The sequence below is a fragment of the Desulfobaculum sp. SPO524 genome (genome assembly GCF_044987625.1).
In the GTDB taxonomy this organism is placed as follows: domain Bacteria; phylum Desulfobacterota; class Desulfovibrionia; order Desulfovibrionales; family Desulfovibrionaceae; genus Desulfobaculum.
In genome coordinates this window covers 162,771-186,120 of the sequence record NZ_JBJDSB010000003.1, presented here as the reverse complement: position 1 = coordinate 186,120, position 23,350 = coordinate 162,771, and the positions used below count along the sequence as shown (strand labels likewise).

Below are 23,350 nucleotides of genomic sequence, written 5' to 3'. Positions count from 1 at the left end.
GCGGGCCGGGGCCCATATTTCCAGCGCGAGGCACACGCACCATGAATCTTTCCTCCATCCTGCCCCCATCCCGCGGCACTGTCAGCGCCGCCAGCCTTCCCGGCATGATCGTCAACAGCCTGCTTGTGGCCTGTCAGGAGCGCCCCTTCAAGCGTTTGACCGGCTGGCGCGGCATGGCCCCATGCATTGGCGGCGGACGGGCGTGGACCTGCAAGCTGGACGCCCGCCCCGGCGTCTACGGCGTTGCCACAGCAGACGTTACCGCTACGCCCAGCGGCCCGCAGGCCACACTGAACCTGTACTATTTCCCCGCGCAGGATGAAGAGATTTTAGAATCCATGGCCCTTGTCGCCTCCTACATCGCGGCCCAGCCGGGCTACGACGACGGCGTGCGCGCCTTCGAAAACTGGGGAGACGCCCTGTGCGCCTTCCGCATCGGCGTCGTCACCCTCATGCTCAAGGATGACGAAAGCGCCCTGCTCCTCGCCCTCAGCGCCAGCGAGCGCCGCCGCGTCATCAGTGAAAACGGCGTGCCCCTGCCGGACGGCGGATGGCTTATCGCTCCGGGCGAAGCCGAAGAGGACCTGCCGGAACGTCAGCTGGCTCTGCCGCTGTTCACTGCCATGGGCGCGGCCCTGTCCCTGAGCCTTGGCGAGGCCCCCTGCCGCTACGGGCGCACCACCACCGCGCCGCAATCGCCCAGCATCCCCGGACGGGAAGGACATTTCCGGGCTGTCGCCTCCTCCACCCTCATCGACAGCCTCGGATGGGGGGACCGCCCCTCAAGCGAAGCATTGGCGGTCCTCCTTCCCGGAGGAGACAACACAGCCCTTGCCGAGGCCGACCAGCCAGAGGACATCCGTACCGCCCTGTGGTGGCGCACCCACGACCTCGCCGCCCTTGCTACGCAGGGCGAGCACGCCGCCGCTTTTGACATGCGCCCCCGCCTCATCGTGCTCAGCGGCTTTCTGGGCGCGGGCAAGACGACATTTTTGAATCAGCTTCTGGAATACCACGCCGCGCGCGACGAAATGGTCGCCATCATTCAAAATGAAATCGGCGAAACCGGCGTGGACGGCAAGCTCCTGCAGGGCGACGACTCCATTGTGGAGCTTGATGAAGGCTGCGTATGCTGCACCCTTGCCGGAAGCCTTGCCCGCGGCATTGAGCGCCTGATGGCCAGCTACAGCCCCGAGACCATCGTCCTTGAGGCCACAGGCCTCGCCAATCCCTTCAATTTGCTGGATGAAATCGGTCAGCTTCGCCATCTGGTGCGGTTCGACTCCGTCACTACCCTTGTGGACGCCGCCAACGCCGCCGTCCTTGACGACACGGACATCGCCCGCAATCAGGTGCGCGCGGCGGACATCATCCTTGTGAACAAATGCGACCTTGTCAGCGCGGACGCGCTTGGCGCGCTGAAGCAGCGCATCCGGGAGCTCAACTCCCGCGCGCCACTGGTGGAGACCACCCACGCGCAGATGAACCCCGGCCTGCTCTACAACGACGACCCTACCCAAACCGCGCCCGGCCTGATGCCCTCTGTCCCGGAGCACTCCCACGGCTCCCATGCGGACGAAGGCTTCAGCGCCGCGCGGTTCACCTACGACGCACCCCTGCCGCGCGCCGCACTCACGCAGGCTCTCAGCGCCTGCCCGGCGGACATTTTCCGCATCAAGGGCATTGTCCGCTGCTCGGACGCGCAGGAGCCGCTTGTGGTGCAGTATGTGGCAGGCCGCTACGACATAACCCCACTGGGCGATGGATTTGACGACACCTCCTTCCTCGTTGCCATCGGCCGCAATCCCCAAGCCTCCGGACTGGACTGCCTGCCCGGAGCCATACGACAGGACACCGCGCAATGACCTACCTCGAACAGGGCGGAGTGATGCTCTGGCCCATCATCATCCTGTCCGTCCTCGCCCTTGCCGTCATCATTGAACGGCTCATTCTCTTCAGCACGTCACGCTTTCCCGGTGACGACACCGTGCAGGACATTACGGCAACCGCCGCTAACGGCAACACCGACTCAGCCCTGCACAGCGCCGAGGAAGCCGCGCCGGCCTACGCGCCGCTGTTCCGCTCCATCCTCACGAATTCCGGCCGCGAACAGCGCGAAGCCGCCGCGACGCGGGCGGGCGAGGGCATCCTCTTTACGCTGGGGCGGCGGCTGGACTTTCTGGCGACCACGGCCAGCGCCGCGCCGCTGCTGGGGCTTCTGGGCACTGTGCTGGGCATGATTGACGCTTTTTCGCGCCTGTCTTCGGCCGGCAACGCAGTGGACATCACCACCCTTGCCGGCGGCATCTGGCAGGCACTGCTGACCACAGCCGCAGGGCTGGCCGTCGCCATCCCGGCCCTGCTGGCCCATGCGTGGTTCCGCCGTCAGCAGGAAAAGGCGGCCTTTGCCATGCAGCGCACGGCAAACACCCTCATCGACGCCATGGAGCGCCGCGATGGTTGAACTGGTCAAACGCACGGTCCGTCCGGCGCGGCCAGATATGACGCCGCTTCTGGACGTGGTGTTCATCCTGCTCATTTTCTTTGTGGTGTCCGCCGTCTTCACGGCCAAGGGGATGGACGTTGATTTGCCGCCCGCTGAAACCTCGCGCCCGGTGACGGGCCAGTCGCTGGAAATCACCCTCGCCGCCGACGGCACCCTCACCTGCAACGACGAGCACATCACCCTGCACGACCTTGGCTTCATCCTGCGCGACGCCATGCAGGCCCCGCCAGCCCAGCGCCCGGCGCAGGTGCTGTTCAAGGCCTCGCCACAGGCCAATGTCGGCGCGTTTATCGCCACCATGGACGTGGCGCGCGGGTGCGGTGTGGATAATATGGTCATCGCCACAGGCTCGACCAAGGACGCGGCCTCGTAATGTCCAAGAACCTCTGGACCGCCTGCCTCGCGGCGTCGGTCTTCGTCCATTTCCTGCTGCTGCACGGCGGCTACGCGCCAACGGCGTCCACAGGCGCGGCGGTGACCGCCATCCCGGTGAGCCTTGACGTCAGCGCGTCCACGGCCCCGCGCGGCATGTCTCTCAGCCAGCACATGGCCGCGCCGTCCGGCGAAGGCGAAGGCGGCGAGGAATCGGACCGTGCACGGCAACAGCGCCTGCTACGGCAATACCTTGAAACCGTGCGTAAGGAAGTGGAACGCGCCAAATTCCGCGCAGCAGGCGCAACGCGCGAACGCCTCATCGGCAAGGCGCGCTTTGCCCTGACCATCGCGGCAGACGGCAGCTTTACGGCCATCCGCCTTGTGCGCTCCTCCGGAGACGCCGCCCTTGACGCCGCCGCGCGCGAGGCCATCCGCGCCACCAGTGGACGCATCACGCGCCCAAGCGCCACCGGCACCATGCCCGTCACAGCGCGGTTCACCATCAAATATCAATACGGACTGTAGAGAGGATTCGGCGCGGACGCGCCATGACTGCGGTAGGGAAAACCGCAGGACGAACACATTCTCCGAGAGGCACCCTCCAACCGACGTGGCGGGCTGATTCTCCCGTTTTGAGGAGTTCTAAAAAGAGGGGGGCTACGCCGCCCTTCTTCGTTTGTGTACCGGAATGCTTCCCGTAGGCGGGGTCTTCACGGTGCTGCGCTGGCAGACGCCCCTCGTTCTCCCGGCGCGCCACATGCGCCCCGGTCAGCCCTGTGCGCCGCCACAACGTGCCCTCCCACGAACAGAAGCGCCCTCTCACCCCGCCCGCGCTACAGTACGGCAAGCACGACGGACAGCGCCTTAAAGCGAAATTCCGCCACATCGCCGGGGCGCAGCGGCGCGTCGTTCAGGCAACTGGTGGAGACAAGGGCGCAGACCTCAAAGCCGTCCGGGGTCACGCCCGACACCTCGGCCAGCACCTCGGTGGAGCGCACGCTGGATACCGTTGCCAGCAGGCAATTGCGCGTACTCTGCACGCTCCCGTCCGGCGCGGGGCGGACTTCCACATGCGGCGCCTTCACCGTGGCGGCAATGCTCACGCCCGGCTCAATGCCCAGCGCGTCCAAACTCTCCGCCGTGATGACCGCGCACAGCCGCTGGCCCGAAGCCGTCTCCAGCTCCACTTCCGCCATGACCACATCACGCCGCACGTGCCGTACATGCCCTGCAAAGGAGTTGCGCGCGCTGGACTTCACCGGCCCATCGCCAATGGCCAGCCGCCGCACAATGCTGCGCACATCCTGCCGCGACCACTGCTGGTACACCTCCGCAAGGTTCGCGGACGACTGCCCCAGCACCTCGCGCACCACGCCGAGGGGGACGCCGCTACGCAGCATCTCCACCGCGCGGGACCGGCGCAAGGCGCTGGGCGCGCCAAGCCGCCGTGGTATGCCGCAGTCCTCGGCGCGAGAATAGAACATCCGGCGCACGTAGCCGGGGTCCAGATGAAAGACCTGCCCGTCCAGCCCCGCGGCAAGAGGACTTTCCATAAAGGCCCGAATTTCGCGGCAGACGGCGCGCGGCAGGGGCACCTCGCGCCGGGCTTCGCCCTTGCCCAGCAGGACCATATCGCGACCGCCGTCCACATGCTCGCGCTCATCAAGGTCCAGCACTTCGCCCAGCTTGGCACCGCTGTGGCGCAGAACAAGAAACAGCAAGAGCACCCGCGTGCGCGAACGCTGGTGGTCCACCCGCTGCGCGCCATCGCGCCAACGGCGAAAGGCCTGCTCCAGCCGCGCCAATGCGCCTGCGTCCAGATGCTCCACACCCTCGGGCACTTCAAACACGTCCGAAGGCGTCAGCCTGTCCGCGTTGGTGCCGCGCGGTGAATCCTGCGTCATGCCGTTTTCTCCTTCACAGTCACGCTTTCACGCATTCGCGTGACCGGGTTGTTCTTCTCCGTGTTCTGACCGTATTGTCCCTGCGCTGACGGTTCTGTCAACCGCTGAATCCTTTTACATTTCAGGAGATTCACCGTGAAACGCCTTTTCGCCCTTGTCCTTGCCGCGCTACTGAGCCTTCCGGCCTCGTCGGCGCTGGCCGCGGACCTGCTTGTCGCGCAGGCCGCTAACTTTATGCCCGCCATGCAGGAAATCATCCCCGCCTTCAAGGCGAAGACCGGCCTTGACGTACAGGCCACCTACACCTCCACCGGCAAGCTGTATGGGCAGATTACCCACGGCGCGCCCTTTGACGTCTTCCTCGCCGCCGACCAGCGCCGCCCAGACCTGCTGTTTGCCGCGGGCAAGGCCGAAAAACCCTTTGTCTACGCCAAGGGCCAAATTGTGTTCTGGTCCAAGTCCGCCGACTTTTCCGCCACCACATGGCAAAAGGCCGTCACCGACCCGAAGCTGAGCAAAATCGCCATTGCCAATATTGAAACCGCGCCCTACGGCACCTCCGCCATGAACGCCCTCAAGGATGCCGGCCTGTGGGACGCGCTGGCCCCGCGCCTTGTCTATGCTCAAACCATCGCGCAGGTGTTTCAGTACGCCGAAACCGGCGCGGCTGACGCGGGCTTTTGCGCCTATTCGTCCATGTTCTCGGACCAGGGCCGCGCTGGCTCCTACGTTGTTGTGGACAACGCGCCAAGCGTAGTGCAGGCCGCCTGCATCCTGAAAAACGCCCAGCACAAGGACGCCGCACAGCGCTTTGTGGAATTCCTTGCCAGCCCCGAAGTGCAAGCCATCAAGAGCAGGTACGGTTACAAATAGCATGGACCTGACTCCGCTTCTGCTTTCCGCCAAGCTGGCGCTGGTCACCACGGTACTTATCCCCATTGTGGCCGCGCCAGCCGCCTATATTCTCGCTTTTTGCCGCTTTCGCGGCAAAAGTCTGATTGACGCTGTTGTCTCACTTCCCATGGTCCTGCCGCCCACGGTCCTCGGTTTTGCCCTGCTCATCGCTATGGGTCCCGAAGGACCGCTGGGCGGCCTTTGGGAGTCCGCCACGGGCGACAGACTGGTATTCAGCTTCACCGGTATTGTGCTGGCCTCGCTGGTGTACAACCTGCCCTTTGCCGTCCAGCCCATGCGCGCCGCCTTTGAAAAGCTGGACGTGCGCCTGCTGGAGAGCGCCGCCGTCCTTGGCCTGTCCCCTTCGGCAACCTTCCTGCGTGTGGTGCTGCCCAACAGCCTGCCCGGCATCGCGGCTGCGGCCATGCTGGTCTTTGCCCACAGCCTTGGCGAATTCGGCGTCATCCTCATGGTGGGCGGCAGCATCCCCGGCTCCACCAAGGTCGCCTCCATCGCCATCTACGAAGCCGTGGAAGCCCTGCGTTACACCGACGCCATGTACATGTCGCTGGCGCTCATCCCGGTCAGCTTCGTGGCGCTGCTTGCCATCAACCGCGTCAATGGGAGGAACTCATGACCCTGTGCGTCAACGTCACCAAGGCGCTGGCCAACTTTACGCTGGATATGCGCCTCACCTGCGCGCCCGGCACCCTGACGGCCCTTGTCGGTCCCTCGGGTGCGGGCAAAAGTACGCTGGTGCGCATTATCGCCGGGCTGGCCCGCCCGGACCGCGGCACCATCACCCTTAATGACGCCGTGTGGAACGACACCGCCGCCCGCACCTTTCTGCCGCCGCAAAAACGCGGGCTGGGCCTTGTTTTTCAGGACTACACCCTCTTTCCGCACCTGACGGTGCGCAAGAACGTCGCCTTCGCCGCCGAGGACGACGGCTGTGTGGATGACCTGCTGGAGCGCTTTCGCATCACGCACATCGCAGACAGCAAGCCCGCCAATATCTCCGGCGGCGAGCGCCAACGCGCGGCGTTTTGTCAGGCGCTGGCCCGAAAGCCCACCCTGCTGCTTCTGGACGAGCCTTTTTCCGCGCTGGACGTTGCCACGCGCGACGCCCTGCGCCGGGAGCTGAAAACCCTCAAGAAGGACCTCGACATCCCGGTGGTCCACGTCACCCACGACCTTGAGGAAGCCTTCTACCTCGCAGACCACATCGTCGCCGTGGAGGACGGCCACGCCTCGCCCGAATGGCTGGCGCGCCAGACCTCGCGCCGCGCGCCCATCCCCGGTACCGACATGCCCCACAAGGAGCCACAGCAATGCGCCGTTTCCTCTTCGCTGTAACCATCGCCGCGCTTCTCGCCTCTCCCGCACTGGCCCACGCCGCCACGGTCCTTGCCGCCGGCGCAGGCTACCGCTCCCTCGTGGACGACCTTGCCGACGCCTACACCGCCACAACAGGCTGCGCCGTGGACCGTATCTACGGCAACATGGCCCGCGTGACGGCGCAAGCGCGCCTGACGGGGGCTGTGGACCTCGTCCTTGGCGACAAGGCGTATCTGGATTCCGCCAACCTGAGCTTTGCGGATGTTACCCCTGTGGGTATGGGCCGCCTGGTGGTAGCCTACCCCAAGGGCGGCGCGTACTCCGGCCCTGACGACCTGCTGAGGGACGCCGTCACCCGCATCGCCATTCCCGACCCGGTCCGCGCCATCTACGGCAACGCCGCCACGCATTACCTGCGAAGCACAGGCGTAGCGGACGCCGTGCAGACAAAGCTGCTCATCGTCTTCACCGTGCCGCAGGCCGCGTCCTACGTTACCAGCGGCGAGGTGGACTACGCCTTCATCAACCTGACCCACGCGCGGCGCCTCGGCGACGCCATTGGCGGCTACACCGTACTGGACCAGTCCACCTACGACCCCATCGCCATCATCATCGCCCGCATGCAGGACGCGCCGCATCCCGAGCAGTGCGCGGACTTTACCGCCTTCCTTGCGACGGAGCAGGCGCGGGCCATCGTCGCCAGCCACGGTCTGTAGGACGAATTCATGCCGGTTCTGCACATCCTTACGGACGCCGCCACCATCCACCCGCTCACACTCTCCCTGCGCGTGATTGGCGTGGCGGGGTGCCTGCTGCTCGTTTTGGGCGTGCCGCTGGCATGCTGGCTGGCGCACGCGCGCGGCCCCCTGCGTGAGGCTGTGGACACCCTCGTCACCCTGCCGCTGGTGTTTCCGCCCGTAGCCACGGGGTTTGTGCTGCTTCTGCTCCTTGGCCGGAGCGGTCCGCTGGGCGGCATGCTGGGCGAGGGCGTCATCTTTGGCTTTCCCGGCCTTGTTGTGGCCGCGTTTGTGGCGGGACTTCCCCTTGCGGTCAAGCCTATTCAGGCGGCGCTACGTTCGGCGGAAGCGGCGCGGCTGGCGGAGGTTGCCGCCGTGCTGGGCAAGGCCCCGCATACCATCTTTCTGCGCGTGCTCATCCCCTGCGCCAAGCGCAGCATCGCCGCGGGGATGCTCCTCGCCCTTGGCCGCGCCCTTGGGGAAGTGGGCATGACCCTCATGCTCGGCGGCAACGTCATTGGCCGCACCAACACGCTGTCCCTTGAAATCTACAACGCCGTCTACAACGGCGAATTCGAACGCGCCGCCGTCCTGTCCGTTATCATCGGCGTGGCATCCGTCGGCATCTTCACCTTGCTTAAAAAATGGTCCGCCGTCTAAAGCGGCGCAAGGAGGCCCTTCACATGCATACTCCCATTTTGGAATCCGTCCGCACCAAGGCCCGCGACATCTGGCACAAAAACGGCATCCTCGACGAGCGCGTCAGCGTGCACGCCCGCACCCTCAGCGTCGAGGAAGCCATCGGCGACCCCGAAGGCGACGACTTTCCCCTTCAGCGCGGCAAGGAGCGGCTCATGGAAGCCGCCTTTGGCGACGCGCGCGGGCAGGCCTTTACGGACCGCTACGGCGACTTTGACGCCTCCCTGCGCGAGATTTGCGACATGCCCCTTGAAAACAACTTCCGCCGCGCCTTGTTCGTCGCCGCCCTCAACGCCGTGCAGCGCCGCCTTGCGCAAACGGACCACACCATCCACTGCCGCGACAAAGGCCCCAGCCACTGCGCGCCCAAGCTGGCCGACTACATCACGGAAACCTACGGCGCGGGCGTGCGCATCACGCAAATCGGCTACCAGCCCAAAATGCTCGAAACCCTCGCCCCGCGCTTTTCCATGCGCATCGTGGACCTCGACCCGGACAATATCGGCGCGCACAAGTGCGGGCTGACGGTCCTTGGTCCGGACGATACGGACGCCGCCATACAGTGGGCGGACCTGCTCTTGGTCACGGGGTCAACCCTCGTCAACGGCACCGTGGATACCTTCCTTGGCGAAAAACCCGTGCTGTTCTTTGGCACCACCATCGCCGCGGCCGCCGACCTTATGGGCTGGGACCGCTTCTGCTGCGAAAGCATGTAGCCAACTGGCTGGGCCAGTTTCTTTCCACCGTCCTCCTTCACGGCCAAGGGGGCGAAGACGCACCGTGCGCCTTCGCCCCCTTGGCAATTTCCCCCTCCAGTTTCCCCCCGGCCCTTTACCATAAAGAGCTTCACGGGCGCGCCTGCGTCAGCGTTTCACCTCCACGGGGAAGGGAAACAGCTCCTCGGCCTTTTTCGCGGCCTCGGCCCGAACTGAAACCTCCCACGCCTCATAGGCCTCCAGAAGCACCTGCCCGTACGCCGTCAGCGTGCTGCCCGCCTTGTTGCCGCCCTTTTTGGCGACAAGCGCCGTACCAAGCGCATTTTCCAGCTTTTTCATCCGCCCCCACGCCGTGCGGTACGACATGCCAAGCGCCCGCGCCGCACCGGCCAACGACCCGGTACGCTCCACCTCGCGCAGGATAGCTGCCGGTCCGGGACCGAAGGCCATTTCGCCGTCCTTCTCCAGCCACAATTTCATTCGCATTTTCATCGACAAATCAATTCCCCCCTAAAAAAGTCATAAATCACGACTGCCGGGGATTTCTAGCATTTCATCCGTACCCTACCCAAGCGCTATGTCACAGATTTTTTCGGGAAAGGGATTGACTTATTATGTTTTGCCGAACATATAAAATTCCCAATACATGGAAACAGCGGACAAAAAAGGCCTTTTTCCGACAGATAGCGACAGGTCGCCCGCAGGTGCGCACTGCGAGCGAAAAATCTCGGAGTCGACCAGAAATGATGAAAGCCGTCCCAGTCCACGAGTCCATTGGCAGTGTTCTCTGCCACGACATGACCCGTATCGTCCCCGGCGAATTTAAGGGTCCAGCCTTCCGCAAAGGGCACGTCATAAGCCCGGAAGACATCCCCACACTCCTCGAAATAGGCAAGGAGCACGTCTACGTGCTGTCCCTTGAAGACGGTCAACTCCATGAGGACGACGCCGCCGCGCGCATTGCCGCCGCTGCTGCAGGTCCCGGAATTTCCCTCTCCGATGTGTGCGAAGGCCGCATCAACATGACCGCCGCCCCCGGACTTTTGTCCATCAATGTGGACGCCCTGCGCCGCATCAACTCCATCGAAGAAGTCGTCCTCGCCACCATGCACAACGGCCTGCAGGTCAGCGCGTCGCGCGCCGTGGCCGGTACCCGCGTGGTGCCGCTGGTTATAGACGAAGCGAAGATTGAACAGGTGGAGGCCATCTGCGCCGAAACCGGCCCCGTGGTCAGCGTGAAGCCCTTCCGCCAGCTCAAGGTTGGCGTGGTTACCACCGGCAGCGAGGTCTACACAGGCCGCATCAAGGACAAATTCGGCCCCGTCATCCGCAAAAAGTTCGCCGCGCTCAATTCCGAAGTCATGGACCAAACCTTCGTCAGCGACGACCCGGACATGACCCGCGACGCCATTCTGGCTCAGGTCCGCGCCGGAGCGCAGATGGTGGTAGTCACCGGCGGCATGAGCGTGGACCCCGACGACCAGACCCCCGCCAGCATCCGTGCCACAGGCGCGGAGGTGGTCACCTACGGTTCCCCCACATTTCCCGGCGTGATGTTCCTGCTCGCCTACCTTGGCGACGTCCCCATCGTCGGGCTTCCCGGCTGCGTGATGTATTACCGCGCCAGCATTTTCGACCTCGTCGTCCCACGCATTGTGGCGGGCGAAACGCCCACCCGCGAGGACATCGTGGAACTGGGACATGGCGGCTTCTGTGCAGGATGCGAAACCTGCCGCTATCCGCTCTGCTCCTTTGGCAAGTAGTGATGGTCCGGTGCCCTGTACGGACACCCTTTCCATATGAGGCAACAGCAGTAATCAGAAGGAGGATCATTTCATGATCAAAAGGACCCTCAACGTCAACGGCGTAGAGCGGATGGTCATCGTTGAAAACGATACATCCCTCGCCACTGTCCTGCGCGAAAACCTTGGCCTGACAAGCGTCAAGGTTGGCTGCGGGACCGGCCAGTGCGGCAGCTGCACCGTCATTGTGGACGGCAAGCTCAAGCGCTCCTGCTCCCTGAAGATGAAACGCGTGGCCGACAGCACGCAAATCGTCACGCTGGAGGGCATCGGCACCCCGAATCAGCTTCACCCCATTCAGGTTGCGTGGATGGCACACGGCGGCGCGCAGTGCGGTTTCTGCACTCCGGGCTTTATCGTGTCCACCTACGCCCTCATCATGGGCACCCCCTCGCCCAGCCGCGAAGACATCCGCGACTGGTTCCAGAAGCACCGCAACGCCTGCCGCTGCACCGGCTACAAGCAGCTTGTGGACGCGGTTATGGACGCCGCCGCCGTTATGCGTGGCGACATGAAGCTGGACGACCTGCTCTTTAAGATGCCCGAGGACGGCCGCATTTGGGGCTCCAAGTACCCCCGCCCTACCGCCGTCGCCAAGGTGACCGGCACGCTGGACTACGGCGCGGACCTCGGCCTGAAGATGCCCGACAACACCCTCAAATGCGCCTTGGTGCAGGCGGAAATCTCCCACGCGAAGATTCTGTCCATCGACACCAGCGAAGCCGAAAAGATGCCCGGCGTGTTCAAGGTGGTTACCCACAAGGACATTCAGGGCAAAAACCGCATCACCGGCCTGATTACCTTCCCGTCCAACAAGGGCGACGGCTGGGACCGTCCCATCCTCTGCGATGAAAAGGTCTTCCAGTACGGCGACGCCATCGCCATCGTCTGTGCGGATTCGGAAAAGAACGCGCAGGCCGCCGCGGCAAAGGTCAAGGTGGAGCTGGAGCAGCTTCCCGAATACATGAACGCCTACGCCGCCATGGAAGAGGACGCGCTGGAAATCCACCCCGGCACCCCCAACATCTACTTCACCCAGAAGATTGCCAAGGGCGAGGAAACCGCGCCCATCTTCGACAAGGCCGACGTTGTCGTGGAAGACGACTTCTACGTCGGCCGTCAGCCGCACATGCCCATCGAGCCGGACGTCGGCTTTGCCTACACCGACGACGAAGGCAACCTGTGCATCCACTCCAAGTCCATCGGCCTGCACCTGCACGGCCTGATGATTGCCCCCGGCCTCGGCGTGGACCCGGCCAAGCTCATCATGGTGCAGAACCCCACGGGCGGCACCTTTGGCTACAAGTTCAGCCCCACCATGGAGGCTCTCGTCGGCGCGGCCAGCCTTGCCACCGGCCGTCCGGTCTTCCTGAAATACAGCTGGTACCAGCAGCAGACCTACACCGGGAAGCGCTCGCCCTTCTTCACCAACGTGCGCATGGCCGCCACCAAGGACGGCAAGCTCCTTGGCATGGAAACGGACTGGACCTGCGACCATGGTCCCTACTCCGAGTTCGGCGACCTGCTGACCCTGCGCGGCGCGCAGTTCATTGGCGCGGGCTACGACATCCCGGCCATCCGCGGCGAAGGCCGCACCGTGTGCACCAACCACGCATGGGGCTCCGCCTTCCGCGGCTACGGCGCGCCGGAAAGCGAATTCCCGTCCGAAGTGCTCATGGACGAACTGGCCGAAAAGCTGGGCATGGATCCCTTTGAACTGCGGTTCAAGAACATCTACCGCGAAGGCTCCACCACGCCCACGGGCCAGACGCCGGAAGTCCTCAGCCTGCCTGAGATCTTCGAGGCCATGCGTCCCAAGTACGAGGAAGCCAAAAAGCGCGTCGCCGCAAACTCCACGGACGACGTAAAGCGCGGCGTGGGCATCGCCCTCGGCGTGTACGGCTCCGGCCTCGACGGCCCGGACACCGCCGAATCCGAAGTGGAACTCAACGCCGACGGCACCGTCACGGTCTACGCCTGCTGGCACGACCATGGTCAGGGCGCGGACATGGGCGTTCTGGGCACGGCCCACGAAACCCTGCGTCCCCTCGGCCTGACGCCAAAGCAGATCAAGCTGGTCATGAACGACACCCGCTACTGCCCCAACGGCGGCCCCGCCGGCGGTAGCCGCTCGCAGGTTGTGGTTGGCCGCTCCATCAAGGCCGCGTGCGAGCTGCTCCTTGGCGGCATGCGCAAGAGCGACGGCTCCTACCGCACCTACGACGAGATGCTGAAGGAAAACATCGCCGTGCGCTACAACGGCAAGTGGACCGCCCCGGCGACCGACTGCGACGAAAACGGTCAGGGCAGCCCCTTTGCCTGCTACATGTACGGTCTGTTCCTCGCCGAAGTGGCGGTGGAAATCGCCACCGGCAAGACCACTGTGGAACGCCTTGTGGCCGTCGCAGACATCGGCAAGATCAACAACAAGCTGGTTGTTGACGGGCAGATATACGGCGGTCTGGCGCAGGGTGTTGGCCTCGCCCTCTCCGAGGACTACGAGGACATCAAGAAGCACTCCACCATGGTGGGCGCAGGCTTCCCCTACATCAAGCAGATCCCCGACGACATGGAGATCATCTACGTTGAAACCGCCCGTCCCGAAGGCCCCCACGGCGCCTCCGGCGTCGGCGAACTGCCGCTGACCACGCCTCACGCGGCCATCATCAACGCCATCTACAATGCATGCGGCGCCCGCGTGACCAAGCTCCCGGCACGTCCGGAAAAGGTCCTCGCCGCACTCGGCGCGTCCTCTGACGCCAACTAAGCACCCAAACCGGCCTGACCGCGCGCCCTCTGCGGCACGCGGTCAGGCCGCATTTATTCGAGCACCAGCACTATGGATCAGGCCGAACTGCGCCGTTTGGAAGCACGCTGTATTCAGGAAGAGCCGCCCCAATGCCGCGCCGCGTGCCCCCTGCATGTGGATGCACGCGCCGTATGCGGCAACATCGCCGCAGGCAAGGTGGACGCCGCATGGGCCGCCCTCTGCCGCACCATGCCCCTGCCGGGCGTTCTTGCCCGCACATGCAGCGCCCCCTGCCGCGCCGCCTGTTTACGCGCCCCCCTTGGCGGCGGCATCGAAATGGGCGCGCTGGAGCGCTTCTGCGCCGAAAATGCACGCAAGTCACCGCCGCTTCGCCCCATGCCCGCTCGCGGCGTACGTGTAGGCATCCTTGGCGCCACGCTCCCCGGCCTTGCCGCCGCATGGGACCTTGGGCGCAAGGGCTTTACGGTGGTCATCCACTGCCAATCCCCGGACGACATGCTCTCCGCGCATCCGCATCTGCCGCAGATTGACCCGGATATCCTCCACCGCGAAATCGCCACCCTCGCCAAGATGGGCGTCACCTTCCACAAAGGCGCGCAGCCAACGCCGGACACCGTGGCCGCCATCTCCGGCGATGTGGACTTCATCTTTGCGGACCCGCTGGTGTGCCCGGCGGACTGTCTGGGCATCCCCGCGCCGGACCCGGCGACCCTGACCACCGCCACGCCGGGCCTGTTTGCGGCCACGCGCCCGGACGAAAACGGCGGCGCACTCTCCGCCGCCGCCCTCGCCGCCATTGGGCGTAAGGCCGCCCTCAGCATTGAGCGCACCGCGCAAAAGGCCTCCATCAGCGAGGGCCGCGACCGCGAAGACCCGTACACCTCCCCCCTGTACACTAACACCGAGGGCGTCGCGCCAGCCCCCGCCGTCCCCGTCCCGGCCGAAGGCTACGACGCGGACGCCGCCACGCAGGAGGCCCGCCGCTGCCTGCAATGCGAGTGCATGGAGTGCGTCAAAAACTGCGCCTACCTGCGCAAGTTCGGCAGCTATCCCAAGGTCTACGCCCGGCAGGTCTACAACAACGCCTCCATCGTCATGGGCACGCGGCAGGCCAATACACTCATCAACTCCTGCATGCTCTGCGGCCTGTGTACCGAACTGTGCCCCGAAGACTTCTCCATGACGGACCTATGTCTGGACGCCCGGCGCGACATGGTCCAGCGCGACAAAATGCCGCCCTCGGCCCACGAATTCGCCCTGCGGGACATGGACTTTGCGGGCAGCGAGTCCTGCGCGCTCACCGCGCACCAGCCGGGCACACAGACCAGCGCATTCATGTATTTTCCGGGCTGCCAGCTCACCGCGTCCATGCCGGATGCCGTGCGCCAGTCCTACCGGCTCTTGCAGGACACGCTGGACGGCGGCGTGGGCCTTATGCTGCGCTGTTGCGGCGCGCCCGCCGAATGGGGCGGACGCCCGGAGCGCTTTGCCGAGGTCATCGCCACCATCCACAAGCAGTGGGACGAACTGGGGCAACCGGTCATCATCACCGCCTGCCCCACCTGCACCGCCATGCTCACAGCCGCCCTCAACGGCGCGGACATCCGCTCCCTGTGGGACGTGCTGGCAGAGCACCCAAACGCCCTCCCCGCGCCTGCTCAGGGCACCTTCGCCCTGCACGACCCCTGCACCGCGCGGCACAACAGCGCCATGCAGGACAGCGTGCGGCACCTTCTGGAACGCCTTGGCGTGACCGTCACCCAGCCGAAACTCTCGGGCCTGCTGACGGAATGCTGCGGCTTTGGCGGTCTGCTGGCCGATGCCAACGCCCCGCTGGCCGCCACCGTGGCGGCGGAGCGCGCCCAGCGCCTTGACGGCGACGCCGTCACCTACTGCGCCATGTGCCGCGATCTGCTGGCCAAGGCGGGAAAGCGCTGTCTGCACGTCTTTGACCTGATCCTCCCCGGCGGGGACGACGACCCGGCGGCGCGCCCGGCACCCACCCACTCCACGCGCCGCGAAAACCGCGTCCGCCTGCGTGAATCCCTCCTCCGAGAGCTATGGGACACCGACGCCGCCCCCCGGCCCGCATATGAATCCGTTGCCGTTCGCTTCACGGACGAAGCCGCACAGCGCATGGAAGAGCGGCGCATTCTGCTCTCCGACGTGCAAAAAACGCTGTTTGCCGCGCACGCCTCGGGCAAAGGATTGCGCAACACCACAAACGGCCGCCTGCTGGCCGCGCACCGCCCCGCCGTGGTGACATACTGGGTGGAATACGAAATGGATGGCGACACCGCCGTGGTCCACAATCTGTGGAGCCACCGCATGCGCATCGCCGGAGGCACACTGTGAGTACGTTAAAGATACTGGACGACGACTTTTCCAACTGGGAGTGCATCCACTGCGGCGCGCGCCTGACGCCCAGCCCCGTGGAGCTTGTGTATCTGGACAGCCGGTTCAATGTGGAACTTCCGGCCTGTCCGGACTGCGGCTTTGTGCTCATTCCCGAAAACATCGCCCTCGGCAAGATGGCCGAAGTGGAGCGACTTCTGGAGGACAAGTGACGCAAACCGCTGCCCGCCCCCTCTGGGAACAGCCCATTTTGCGGCGTGTTGCCGGAGAGACCCTCCGCCCCGGCGGGCTTGCCCTTACCGACACAGCCGTACGCCTTGCCGCAGTGCCACGCGGAGCGCGGGTCCTCGATATTGGGTGCGGCCTTGGCGCCACAGTGCGCCACCTGCGTGACGTCCACGGCCTGCGCGCCACCGGATGCGACCTCTCCTTCCGGCAACTGCGCAGCGGCGCACACCCCGCGCCCGCTGCTGGCGTGGGCGCTCCGGCCCTTGTCTGCGCCGACGCCATGCACCTGCCCTACCGCCGGGGCGGGTTTGACGCGGTCTTCTGTGAATGCGTTCTTTCCCTCATGCCGGACCCGGAAACCGTTCTCCACCAAATAGCCCATATTCTCAGGCCCGGTGGTCACCTCATCATCGCGGACCTTGTGCAGCGGCGGCGCGCCCCATCCTGCCCGGGCGCCCGCCCTTCCGCGAACACCACCGTACATCACACGAACCCAGACGCCGCGCCGCAATGCACGGCGCAGGACACCGCACCCTCCTGCGCCACCAACGCGCTGGACCCCGCCGCCCTGCGCGCCAGCCTCGCGCGCCTCGGCTACACCATCACGCAGGAGCAAGACCGCTCCCGCCAGTTGGCGGAGTTGGCGGCGCGCCTCGTCTTTGCCGGGCTTCCGGCGCAGGCGCTCCCCGGCGGCGGTTGCCGTGCGCCCGGCTACATGCTTTTTCTCGCCACATCGCCAACATCATGCGGAGACATGCCATGCTGACCGATACTTCCCTGCACATCATGACCTTGACCGGACAGGGCTACTGCTGCGCCCAAATCATGGTCAAACTGTGCCTCGACACCATGCAGCGCGATAACCCCGACCTGCTTCGCGCCGTCAGCGGCCTGTGCGTCGGGGGCGGAGACTGCGCCGGAACCTGCGGCATTCTTACAGGCGGCGCATGCGCCCTGTCCCTGTACGCCGGCAAAGGCGAGGACACCGAAACCCCGGACGACAGGCAGCCCCTGCTGCTGGAAACCTTCCGGGACTGGTTCGCTGGCCGCGCCGTGGAGCGCTTTGGCGGCATCACCTGCGGCGACATTGCGGGCACGGACTGTCCCACGCCCTCGCCTGACCGCTGCGGTACCCTGCTTGCCGAAGCCGCGGACAAAGTGCTGCGCATCCTCGCCGACAACGGCATTGACCCCACCCTCAGCCGGGATGATGCCGATGCCTCGTGAATTTGACCTCACCGCCGCCACGGCCAGCGTCTGCCCCGTGTGCCTGCGCCGCATTCCGGCGCGCAACGTCACGCAGGGCGGCGAAACGCGCCTCGTCAAAACCTGCCCGGAGCACGGGGAATTCTCCACGCCGGTCTGGCGCGGCGAGCCGGCGTTCAGTGCATGGTCGCGCCCCAAAACGCCATCCTGTCCGCCCGTCACCGCCACCGATGCCGCCAAGGGTTGCCCCTTTGACTGCGGCCTGTGCCCGGACCACAACCAGCACACCTGCACCACCCTTGTCGAGGTGACGTGGCGCTGCGACCTCGGATGCGAATTCTGCTTTGCCTCGGCTGGCGGTCCCGTCCGACCGGACCCAAGCCTTGCCGAGCTGGACACACTCCTTGCCAGAGTGCACAGCGCCGCGCCAACGTGCAATCTGCAACTCTCCGGCGGCGAGCCCGCCGTGCGCGATGACCTGCCGGAAATCGCCGCCCTCGCCAAACGCCGCGGTTTCGGTTTTGTCCAAATCAACACCAACGGCCTGCGCGTGGCGCGGCATCCGGAGTTCGCCCACCGGCTGGCCAATGGCGGTGTGGACTCGGCCTTTTTGCAATTCGACGGCACACGGGACGAAATCTTCCGCACCATCCGCGGCCGCGCGCTAGTGGAAACCAAACTCCGCGCCATAGAGAACCTTGTCGGCGCGGGCATTGGCGTTGTGCTGGTGCCCACGGTGGTTCCCGGCGTCAATGACGACAACCTCGGCGAAATTCTGCATCTGGCAGCCTCGCTGTCGCCGGGCGTGCGGGGCGTACACTTTCAGCCCGTCAGCTACTTTGGCCGCTACCCCCAACATCCCGCAGACAGCATGCGCATCACCCTGCCGGAAATCATGGCCGGGCTGGAGGCGCAAACCAGCGGCGCAGTGAAGGCGAACGATTTTCTGCCTCCCGGCTGCGAACACGCGCGGTGCTCCTTCCACGGCAACTACCTCGTCATGGAGGACGGCAGCCTCAAACGCCTGTCCGCCGGGCGCGAATCATGCTGCTGTACGCCACAGCCCGCCGCCGAAGGTGCGGAAAACTCCCGCGCCTTCGTCAAGCGCCAGTGGGCCGCGCCGCAGGCCACAGCCGCCGGCCAGCCAGACGCCCCACAGGATGACCTCGACGCCTTTATCCTGCGCGCCAAAACGCACATTCTAGCGGTGTCGGGTATGGCCTTTCAGGACGCGTGGACCCTCGACCTTGAGCGCCTGCGCGGGTGCTGCATCCATGTGGCCGCGCCGGACGGGCGCCTTGTGCCCTTCTGCGCCTACAACCTGACGGCCGATGACGGCGCCACCCTCTACAGGGAGACAACCCATGCCACTCCGGCCTCTTGACCGCTGGGTCAACCAGCGCCTCGGGCGGCCAGCAGATGGACCGCCGCCCTCCCCGGATGAGCTTCGCCGCTGGCAGATGGAGCGCCTGCGCCGCACTCTTGCCCATGCCAAAGAGCGTAGCCCCTTTTACCGCCATCAGCTTGCGCACATCACCCCGGAATCGCTGTGCGCCACCGCGCACATGGAACGCGTCCCCCGGCTGGAGCCGCACATCCTGCGCGAAAGGCCGCATGACCTGCTGTGTTCCTCGCAGGACGACGTCGCCCGCGCCGTCACGCTATCCAGTTCCGGGTCCAGTGGGGCACCCAAGCGGCTGTTCTTCACAGCGGGTGACCTCGAACGCACCACGGACTTTTTCCGGCATGGCATGGCGCAGTTCATTGCACCCGGCGACAGCGTGCTGGCCATTCTTCCGGCGTCGCGTCCGGGCGGCGTCAGCCATATTCTTGGGGATGCAGTCACGCGATGCGGCGGGGCCGTGCATACCGCCGCCGACCCTACGGACATTCCCTCGCTCTGCCGCACAGTGCTGGACGCCAAGGTCCGGTGCATTGTGGGCCCGCCGGTGCATGTGCTGGCTCTTGCGCGGCTCCTTCGCGCGTGGAAGACCGACTCGCCCATGCGCGCCGCCCTGCTGTGCTGGGACACCGTACACGACACTGTGGCCTCGGCCATCACCAAAGCCCTCGGCTGCGTGACTTTCCGCCACTGGGGCATGACTGAAACCTGCCTCGGCGGCGGGGTGGACTGCCTGCTGGGCACCGGAATGCACCTGCGCGCCCCGGACCTCTTCTGCGAAGTGACTGACCCCGTAACGGGCGCTCCCGTCCCGGACGGCGCGGACGGGGAGCTTGTGCTGACGACGCTCTCGCGCCGCGCCATGCCGCTTATCCGCTACCGCACGGGCGATGTCGCCCGCATCGCTCCGGGGGTATGCCCCTGCGGCTCGCCGCTTCCGCGTCTAGAGGCCCTCTCGGGACGCTTGGACGGCGGCATTCCCCTTCCGGACAACACCCGCCTCACCATGGGCGACATCGACCGCGTGGCCCTCGCCCTGCCCGGCGTCCTTGACGTGACAGCCACCTACGACCCGCCATCGGCGACCCTTACCGTTCATCTGTACACCACGGGGGAGCACGCCGTACCGCCGCGCTGTTCCACCCTCACCACGGCGCTCAGCGCCCTGCCCGCAATCAGCAATGCCATGGACGCAGGCGGCATGCGCCTCTGCGCCAGTGTCGAAGCGTCGGATGGCACCATCGCTACTGCATTTGCAAAGCGGACCATCGCCTACCGCCATAAAGAGGTTGCACTCCCATGAAAAAACTCGTTCACAGCATCCGCCAGCAACTGGAATCCGGCAACGATCTTGTCCTTGCCACCATCGTGGACCACGACGGCTCAACGCCCCGCTCATCCGGCAGTAAAATGGCCATCCACCGCGACGGCTGCATTGACGGCAGCGTCGGCGGCGGCCTTGTGGAAGCTCTGGTCCAGCGCGCCGCCGCAGACCTATTTAACGCAGGCGAGGGCGCGGCGACCTTTCAGGACTTTGACCTCTCCAACGAACTCGCAGCCAATGCGGACATGATTTGCGGCGGGCACGTCCGCGTTATGCTGGAGCATCTGCCTGCCACCAGCTGGGCCAGCGCCGCCTACGCCACACTGGACGACAGACTCCGCCACGGCCAAAAAACCGTCCTGCTCACCCTGCTGCAGGATGGCCCCTCGCCCCGCGTCAGCAGCCGCGCCGTCCTCACGGCAAACCAGCCCGTCCCAGCATGGTCCGGCCTCCAACCAGAGGATGCCAAATCCCTATGCGCCACGGCGCTTTCCTCGGGCAAGCCCCTCATCCACACCATGGACGGCGCGCGCCTTGTGGCCGAAAGCTTCTCCCCCATGCCCAGCCTCTTCATCTACGGCGCGGGGCACGTTTCCCGCCCCACGGCGCAACTGGCGTCCATGGTGGACTTCCGCACCATCGTCCTTGACGACAGGCCGGAATTCGCCAGCGACCTGCGCTTTCCCCACGCCGACGAACTGCGCATCCTGTCCGACTTCGACACCGCCCTCACCGGCGCGGATGTGGACGAGGACGCCTACATCGTCATTGTCACGCGCGGGCATATTCACGACAAAACCGTGCTGGCGCAGGCCCTGCGCACTCCAGCCCGCTACATCGGCATGATAGGCAGCACCCGCAAGCGAAACGCCATTTACGACGCCTTGCTGGCCGACGGTTTTACCCAACAGGATATTGACCGTTGCCACTCGCCCATCGGCCTCAGCATTGGCGCGCAAACCCCCGAGGAAATCGCCGTCAGCATTGTTGCCGAACTCATCGCCATCCGCTCAGGAGCCTTAGCATGAGGCTCCACGGCATCGTCCTCGCGGCGGGACTCTCCTCGCGCATGGGGTGCCTCAAGGCGCTGCTGCCCCTTGGGGACCAGAGCGTGCTCTCGCGGTGCGTGCATACCCTCCTCGACGGCGGCGCCATGGACGTCACCGTCGTCACCGGCCACCGCAGTGAGGACGTCAGCGCCGAGGCCGCACGCTGCGGCGCCCGCGCCGTGATGAATCCCGACTACAAACAAGGCATGTTCACCTCCATCCGCCAAGGCGTGCAGGCCCTGCCCCGCGACGCGGAGGGCTTTTTCCTGCTCCCCGTGGACATCCCCCTTGTGCGGTCCTCTACAGTCCGCTCGCTGATGCTGACGTTCCTCAAACGCCAACCCGCCATCATTTATCCGCGCTTCAATGGCGAACGCGGCCATCCGCCGCTCATCAACGCCAGGCTCATCCCGGCTATTCTTGACGACGATGAGCACGACGGCATGCGCGGCGTCCTCGCCCGCTTTGAAAGCGACGCCTGCGACAAGGACATGCCCGACAGCCATATCCTTAATGACATGGACATCCCCACGGAATACGAGCGCGCCAAGGAGCTTTTGCGCCTGCACAACACGCCGCTTCCGGAGGAATGTCAGGCGCTGTGGGACATCGCAGATACGCCCGAGGCCACCCGCGCCCACTGCCGCTGCGTGGCCGATGCCGCCTGCATCCTTGCCGAACGCCTCTCCGCCGTGAATCCTGCCCTGCAGCTGGACACCGCCATCATCCGCGCCGCTGGCCTGCTGCATGATGTCGCCAAGGGCAGCCGCAACCACGAGGCCACGGGGGGCAGTCTGCTCGCGGGCTACGGCTTCTCGGACATCGCCGACATTGTGGCTTCGCACCGCGACACCAACATCACCCCCGACGCCCCCCTCAGCGAACGGGAAATGGTCTTCCTCGCGGACAAGTACGTCCGGGGCACCCACATCGTGGCTCTGGAGAAGCGCTACGGCCAGCGCCTGCGCCAATGGATGCACGACCCGGACGCCGTCAAAGCCATCAAGGGCCGCCTTGACCGCGCCAAAGCCCTGCAAACCCGCTACGAAACCGAAGCCCGCACCCACCTGCCGGACCTGCTGACGGAGGCCATGAGCGGAGCACCGTCATGCTGATCCTCTGCCGCCATGGGGAGGCGCAAAACGCTCGCGGACGCGCCATTGGGCAAACGAATCTCCCGCTGTCTGAGACCGGGAGACGTCAGGCGCTGTGGCTGGCGCAGCATGTTCCACAGGGGAGTATCGCCACCCTCGCGGCCAGCCCGTTGCAGCGCACGCAGCACACAGCGCAGCCCGTGGCGGAGGCATGCGGCCTGCCCATCACCACCATCCCCGAACTCGCCGAAATCAACCTCGGTACGTGGGACGGCCTTGCATTCGACGACATCCGCACACGCTTTCCCGCAGACTACGCCGCACGGGGACACAACATCGCAGGCTTCCGCCCACCGCAGGGTGAGAGCTTCGAGGACCTCGCCGCCCGCTGCCTCCCCACTATCACCAGCTTGGCAGAAGCAAAAGAAATCACCTTCGCCGTCACACACGCCGGAGTCATCCGCGTCGCCTTGTGCATGGCCTCAAGCCTGCCGCTGGAGCACCTCTTCACCTTCCGCCCCAAGCACACCCACTGCCACCTCCTCACCAGCACCCAATCCCCCTTCGCCCTCACCCTCACCGCCACAAACCTCCCCCCCACAGCCCTCGCCGAAGCCGTCGCCGCCACCACCTAACACCACCACCTCCCCCAACAAAACCCCTTCCCGAAACCACCCAAGTAGGCTAAAATCAAAAAAGTTCACCAAACACCAATTTTTCCCTTGACCCCCACAGGGTCATGCTTTATTTCCGTTCTCGCACTTAGCCAGCGTAGCTCAGTCGGTAGAGCAGCTGATTCGTAATCAGCAGGTCGTGTGTTCAATTCACATCGCTGGCTCCAGAGAATACAAGGCCCGACAAGGATTTATCCCTGTCGGGCCTTTTTTCGTACTAGGAAAGACTAGGCAATTTTAGGCCGAATTTTACGCACCGATGCGTAAAGTTTGCGTA

Annotated in this window: 23 protein-coding genes and 1 tRNA gene; 22 read left to right on the top strand and 2 right to left on the bottom strand. The window is 65.2% G+C overall.

The window, feature by feature from the left end; translation table 11 throughout:
- The first annotated feature begins 41 nt into the window (after positions 1 to 41).
- The 4 genes from ACI3L3_RS12145 to ACI3L3_RS12130 are packed head-to-tail and all read left to right on the top strand — an operon-like array spanning position 42 to position 3,406.
- Positions 42 to 1,865: a CobW family GTP-binding protein gene (locus tag ACI3L3_RS12145; RefSeq protein WP_404845393.1), complete on the top strand. Its 1,824-nt coding sequence runs from the start codon at positions 42 to 44 to the stop codon at positions 1,863 to 1,865.
- Positions 1,862 to 2,464 carry a MotA/TolQ/ExbB proton channel family protein gene (locus tag ACI3L3_RS12140; RefSeq protein WP_404845392.1) on the top strand — a complete coding sequence of 201 codons (603 nt, stop codon included), beginning with the start codon at positions 1,862 to 1,864 and terminating at the stop codon, positions 2,462 to 2,464. The genes ACI3L3_RS12145 and ACI3L3_RS12140 overlap by 4 nt, the downstream gene beginning before the upstream one ends.
- Complete coding sequence (locus ACI3L3_RS12135) at positions 2,457 to 2,879, top strand: ExbD/TolR family protein (protein WP_404845391.1); 423 nt, start codon at positions 2,457 to 2,459, stop codon at positions 2,877 to 2,879. The genes ACI3L3_RS12140 and ACI3L3_RS12135 overlap by 8 nt, the downstream gene beginning before the upstream one ends.
- A complete protein-coding gene (locus ACI3L3_RS12130) occupies positions 2,879 to 3,406 on the top strand; it encodes a TonB family protein (RefSeq protein WP_404845390.1) in 528 nt (175 codons plus the stop codon). Before ACI3L3_RS12135 ends, ACI3L3_RS12130 begins: the two co-directional genes overlap by 1 nt.
- A 308-nt stretch (positions 3,407 to 3,714) precedes the next feature.
- Here the strand turns inward: ACI3L3_RS12130 and ACI3L3_RS12125 are convergent, their stop codons facing one another.
- Positions 3,715 to 4,785: a TOBE domain-containing protein gene (locus ACI3L3_RS12125; protein ID WP_404845389.1), complete on the bottom strand. Its 1,071-nt coding sequence runs from the start codon at positions 4,783 to 4,785 to the stop codon at positions 3,715 to 3,717.
- A gap of 135 nt (positions 4,786 to 4,920) precedes the next feature.
- Here ACI3L3_RS12125 and modA point away from each other — a divergent pair, with 135 nt between their 5' ends.
- The 6 genes from modA to ACI3L3_RS12095 are packed head-to-tail and all read left to right on the top strand — an operon-like array spanning position 4,921 to position 9,169.
- Positions 4,921 to 5,658: a molybdate ABC transporter substrate-binding protein gene (gene modA, locus ACI3L3_RS12120; RefSeq protein WP_404845388.1), complete on the top strand. Its 738-nt coding sequence runs from the start codon at positions 4,921 to 4,923 to the stop codon at positions 5,656 to 5,658.
- 1 nt (position 5,659) lies between these two features.
- On the top strand, positions 5,660 to 6,316 hold the full coding sequence (gene modB / locus ACI3L3_RS12115; RefSeq protein ID WP_404845387.1) for a molybdate ABC transporter permease subunit: 657 nt from the start codon (positions 5,660 to 5,662) through the stop codon (positions 6,314 to 6,316).
- Positions 6,313 to 7,035, top strand: a complete 723-nt coding sequence (locus tag ACI3L3_RS12110; protein ID WP_404845386.1) for an ATP-binding cassette domain-containing protein — start codon at positions 6,313 to 6,315, stop codon at positions 7,033 to 7,035. The genes modB and ACI3L3_RS12110 overlap by 4 nt, the downstream gene beginning before the upstream one ends.
- Positions 7,011 to 7,733 carry a molybdate ABC transporter substrate-binding protein gene (locus tag ACI3L3_RS12105; protein WP_404845385.1) on the top strand — a complete coding sequence of 241 codons (723 nt, stop codon included), beginning with the start codon at positions 7,011 to 7,013 and terminating at the stop codon, positions 7,731 to 7,733. The genes ACI3L3_RS12110 and ACI3L3_RS12105 overlap by 25 nt, the downstream gene beginning before the upstream one ends.
- A gap of 9 nt (positions 7,734 to 7,742) precedes the next feature.
- Positions 7,743 to 8,414, top strand: coding sequence for a molybdate ABC transporter permease subunit (locus ACI3L3_RS12100; RefSeq protein WP_404845384.1), 672 nt, complete (start codon positions 7,743 to 7,745; stop codon positions 8,412 to 8,414).
- Positions 8,415 to 8,437: 23 nt separating this feature from the next.
- Entirely contained in the window at positions 8,438 to 9,169 is a 732-nt protein-coding gene (locus ACI3L3_RS12095; protein ID WP_404845383.1) for a Rossmann-like domain-containing protein, read from the top strand.
- A gap of 147 nt (positions 9,170 to 9,316) precedes the next feature.
- Here the strand turns inward: ACI3L3_RS12095 and ACI3L3_RS12090 are convergent, their stop codons facing one another.
- On the bottom strand, positions 9,317 to 9,649 hold the full coding sequence (locus ACI3L3_RS12090) for a winged helix-turn-helix domain-containing protein (RefSeq protein ID WP_404845382.1): 333 nt from the start codon (positions 9,647 to 9,649) through the stop codon (positions 9,317 to 9,319).
- Positions 9,650 to 9,912: 263 nt separating this feature from the next.
- Here ACI3L3_RS12090 and ACI3L3_RS12085 point away from each other — a divergent pair, with 263 nt between their 5' ends.
- The 12 genes from ACI3L3_RS12085 to ACI3L3_RS12030 all read left to right on the top strand — a co-directional run bounded on the left by ACI3L3_RS12085 (position 9,913) and on the right by ACI3L3_RS12030 (position 23,240).
- Entirely contained in the window at positions 9,913 to 10,932 is a 1,020-nt protein-coding gene (locus ACI3L3_RS12085; RefSeq protein ID WP_404845381.1) for a molybdopterin-binding protein, read from the top strand.
- Between the two features lie 73 nt (positions 10,933 to 11,005).
- Positions 11,006 to 13,738: a molybdopterin-dependent aldehyde oxidoreductase gene (locus tag ACI3L3_RS12080; protein WP_404845380.1), complete on the top strand. Its 2,733-nt coding sequence runs from the start codon at positions 11,006 to 11,008 to the stop codon at positions 13,736 to 13,738.
- A gap of 72 nt (positions 13,739 to 13,810) precedes the next feature.
- Complete coding sequence (locus ACI3L3_RS12075) at positions 13,811 to 16,096, top strand: pyridine nucleotide-disulfide oxidoreductase/dicluster-binding protein (protein ID WP_404845379.1); 2,286 nt, start codon at positions 13,811 to 13,813, stop codon at positions 16,094 to 16,096.
- Positions 16,093 to 16,308, top strand: coding sequence for a DVU_1557 family redox protein (locus ACI3L3_RS12070; protein ID WP_404845378.1), 216 nt, complete (start codon positions 16,093 to 16,095; stop codon positions 16,306 to 16,308). Before ACI3L3_RS12075 ends, ACI3L3_RS12070 begins: the two co-directional genes overlap by 4 nt.
- Positions 16,305 to 17,090, top strand: a complete 786-nt coding sequence (trsM, locus tag ACI3L3_RS12065; RefSeq protein WP_404845377.1) for a DVU_1556 family methyltransferase — start codon at positions 16,305 to 16,307, stop codon at positions 17,088 to 17,090. The genes ACI3L3_RS12070 and trsM overlap by 4 nt, the downstream gene beginning before the upstream one ends.
- Entirely contained in the window at positions 17,084 to 17,551 is a 468-nt protein-coding gene (locus tag ACI3L3_RS12060; protein WP_404845376.1) for a DVU_1555 family C-GCAxxG-C-C protein, read from the top strand. The genes trsM and ACI3L3_RS12060 overlap by 7 nt, the downstream gene beginning before the upstream one ends.
- The gene (trsS, locus tag ACI3L3_RS12055; protein ID WP_404845375.1) at positions 17,541 to 18,914 is read left to right on the top strand and encodes a radical SAM (seleno)protein TrsS; all 1,374 of its coding nucleotides are present in this window, start codon (positions 17,541 to 17,543) and stop codon (positions 18,912 to 18,914) included. Before ACI3L3_RS12060 ends, trsS begins: the two co-directional genes overlap by 11 nt.
- The gene (locus ACI3L3_RS12050) at positions 18,895 to 20,235 is read left to right on the top strand and encodes a DVU_1553 family AMP-dependent CoA ligase (protein ID WP_404845374.1); all 1,341 of its coding nucleotides are present in this window, start codon (positions 18,895 to 18,897) and stop codon (positions 20,233 to 20,235) included. The genes trsS and ACI3L3_RS12050 overlap by 20 nt, the downstream gene beginning before the upstream one ends.
- Positions 20,232 to 21,284: an XdhC family aldehyde oxidoreductase maturation factor gene (locus tag ACI3L3_RS12045; RefSeq protein ID WP_404845373.1), complete on the top strand. Its 1,053-nt coding sequence runs from the start codon at positions 20,232 to 20,234 to the stop codon at positions 21,282 to 21,284. Before ACI3L3_RS12050 ends, ACI3L3_RS12045 begins: the two co-directional genes overlap by 4 nt.
- On the top strand, positions 21,281 to 22,420 hold the full coding sequence (locus tag ACI3L3_RS12040; RefSeq protein ID WP_404845372.1) for a DVU_1551 family NTP transferase: 1,140 nt from the start codon (positions 21,281 to 21,283) through the stop codon (positions 22,418 to 22,420). Before ACI3L3_RS12045 ends, ACI3L3_RS12040 begins: the two co-directional genes overlap by 4 nt.
- Entirely contained in the window at positions 22,414 to 23,034 is a 621-nt protein-coding gene (locus ACI3L3_RS12035; RefSeq protein ID WP_404845371.1) for a histidine phosphatase family protein, read from the top strand. Before ACI3L3_RS12040 ends, ACI3L3_RS12035 begins: the two co-directional genes overlap by 7 nt.
- A 130-nt stretch (positions 23,035 to 23,164) precedes the next feature.
- Positions 23,165 to 23,240, top strand: a tRNA-Thr gene (locus tag ACI3L3_RS12030).
- Positions 23,241 to 23,350 lie beyond the last annotated feature (110 nt).

What these genes read in the sequence shown, in the direction of transcription:
- ACI3L3_RS12145 (WP_404845393.1), top strand. Translation starts at nt 42, where the DNA reads ATGAATCTTTCCTCCATCCTGCCCCCATCCCGCGGCACTGTCAGCGCC.
- ACI3L3_RS12140 (WP_404845392.1), top strand. Translation starts at nt 1,862, where the DNA reads ATGACCTACCTCGAACAGGGCGGAGTGATGCTCTGGCCCATCATCATC.
- ACI3L3_RS12135 (WP_404845391.1), top strand. Translation starts at nt 2,457, where the DNA reads ATGGTTGAACTGGTCAAACGCACGGTCCGTCCGGCGCGGCCAGATATG.
- ACI3L3_RS12130 (WP_404845390.1), top strand. Translation starts at nt 2,879, where the DNA reads ATGTCCAAGAACCTCTGGACCGCCTGCCTCGCGGCGTCGGTCTTCGTC.
- ACI3L3_RS12125 (WP_404845389.1), bottom strand. Translation starts at nt 4,785, where the DNA reads ATGACGCAGGATTCACCGCGCGGCACCAACGCGGACAGGCTGACGCCT.
- modB (WP_404845387.1), top strand. Translation starts at nt 5,660, where the DNA reads ATGGACCTGACTCCGCTTCTGCTTTCCGCCAAGCTGGCGCTGGTCACC.
- ACI3L3_RS12110 (WP_404845386.1), top strand. Translation starts at nt 6,313, where the DNA reads ATGACCCTGTGCGTCAACGTCACCAAGGCGCTGGCCAACTTTACGCTG.
- ACI3L3_RS12105 (WP_404845385.1), top strand. Translation starts at nt 7,011, where the DNA reads ATGCGCCGTTTCCTCTTCGCTGTAACCATCGCCGCGCTTCTCGCCTCT.
- ACI3L3_RS12100 (WP_404845384.1), top strand. Translation starts at nt 7,743, where the DNA reads ATGCCGGTTCTGCACATCCTTACGGACGCCGCCACCATCCACCCGCTC.
- ACI3L3_RS12095 (WP_404845383.1), top strand. Translation starts at nt 8,438, where the DNA reads ATGCATACTCCCATTTTGGAATCCGTCCGCACCAAGGCCCGCGACATC.
- ACI3L3_RS12090 (WP_404845382.1), bottom strand. Translation starts at nt 9,649, where the DNA reads ATGAAATTGTGGCTGGAGAAGGACGGCGAAATGGCCTTCGGTCCCGGA.
- ACI3L3_RS12085 (WP_404845381.1), top strand. Translation starts at nt 9,913, where the DNA reads ATGATGAAAGCCGTCCCAGTCCACGAGTCCATTGGCAGTGTTCTCTGC.
- ACI3L3_RS12080 (WP_404845380.1), top strand. Translation starts at nt 11,006, where the DNA reads ATGATCAAAAGGACCCTCAACGTCAACGGCGTAGAGCGGATGGTCATC.
- ACI3L3_RS12075 (WP_404845379.1), top strand. Translation starts at nt 13,811, where the DNA reads ATGGATCAGGCCGAACTGCGCCGTTTGGAAGCACGCTGTATTCAGGAA.
- ACI3L3_RS12060 (WP_404845376.1), top strand. Translation starts at nt 17,084, where the DNA reads ATGCTGACCGATACTTCCCTGCACATCATGACCTTGACCGGACAGGGC.
- trsS (WP_404845375.1), top strand. Translation starts at nt 17,541, where the DNA reads ATGCCTCGTGAATTTGACCTCACCGCCGCCACGGCCAGCGTCTGCCCC.
- ACI3L3_RS12050 (WP_404845374.1), top strand. Translation starts at nt 18,895, where the DNA reads ATGCCACTCCGGCCTCTTGACCGCTGGGTCAACCAGCGCCTCGGGCGG.
- ACI3L3_RS12045 (WP_404845373.1), top strand. Translation starts at nt 20,232, where the DNA reads ATGAAAAAACTCGTTCACAGCATCCGCCAGCAACTGGAATCCGGCAAC.
- ACI3L3_RS12040 (WP_404845372.1), top strand. Translation starts at nt 21,281, where the DNA reads ATGAGGCTCCACGGCATCGTCCTCGCGGCGGGACTCTCCTCGCGCATG.
- ACI3L3_RS12035 (WP_404845371.1), top strand. Translation starts at nt 22,414, where the DNA reads ATGCTGATCCTCTGCCGCCATGGGGAGGCGCAAAACGCTCGCGGACGC.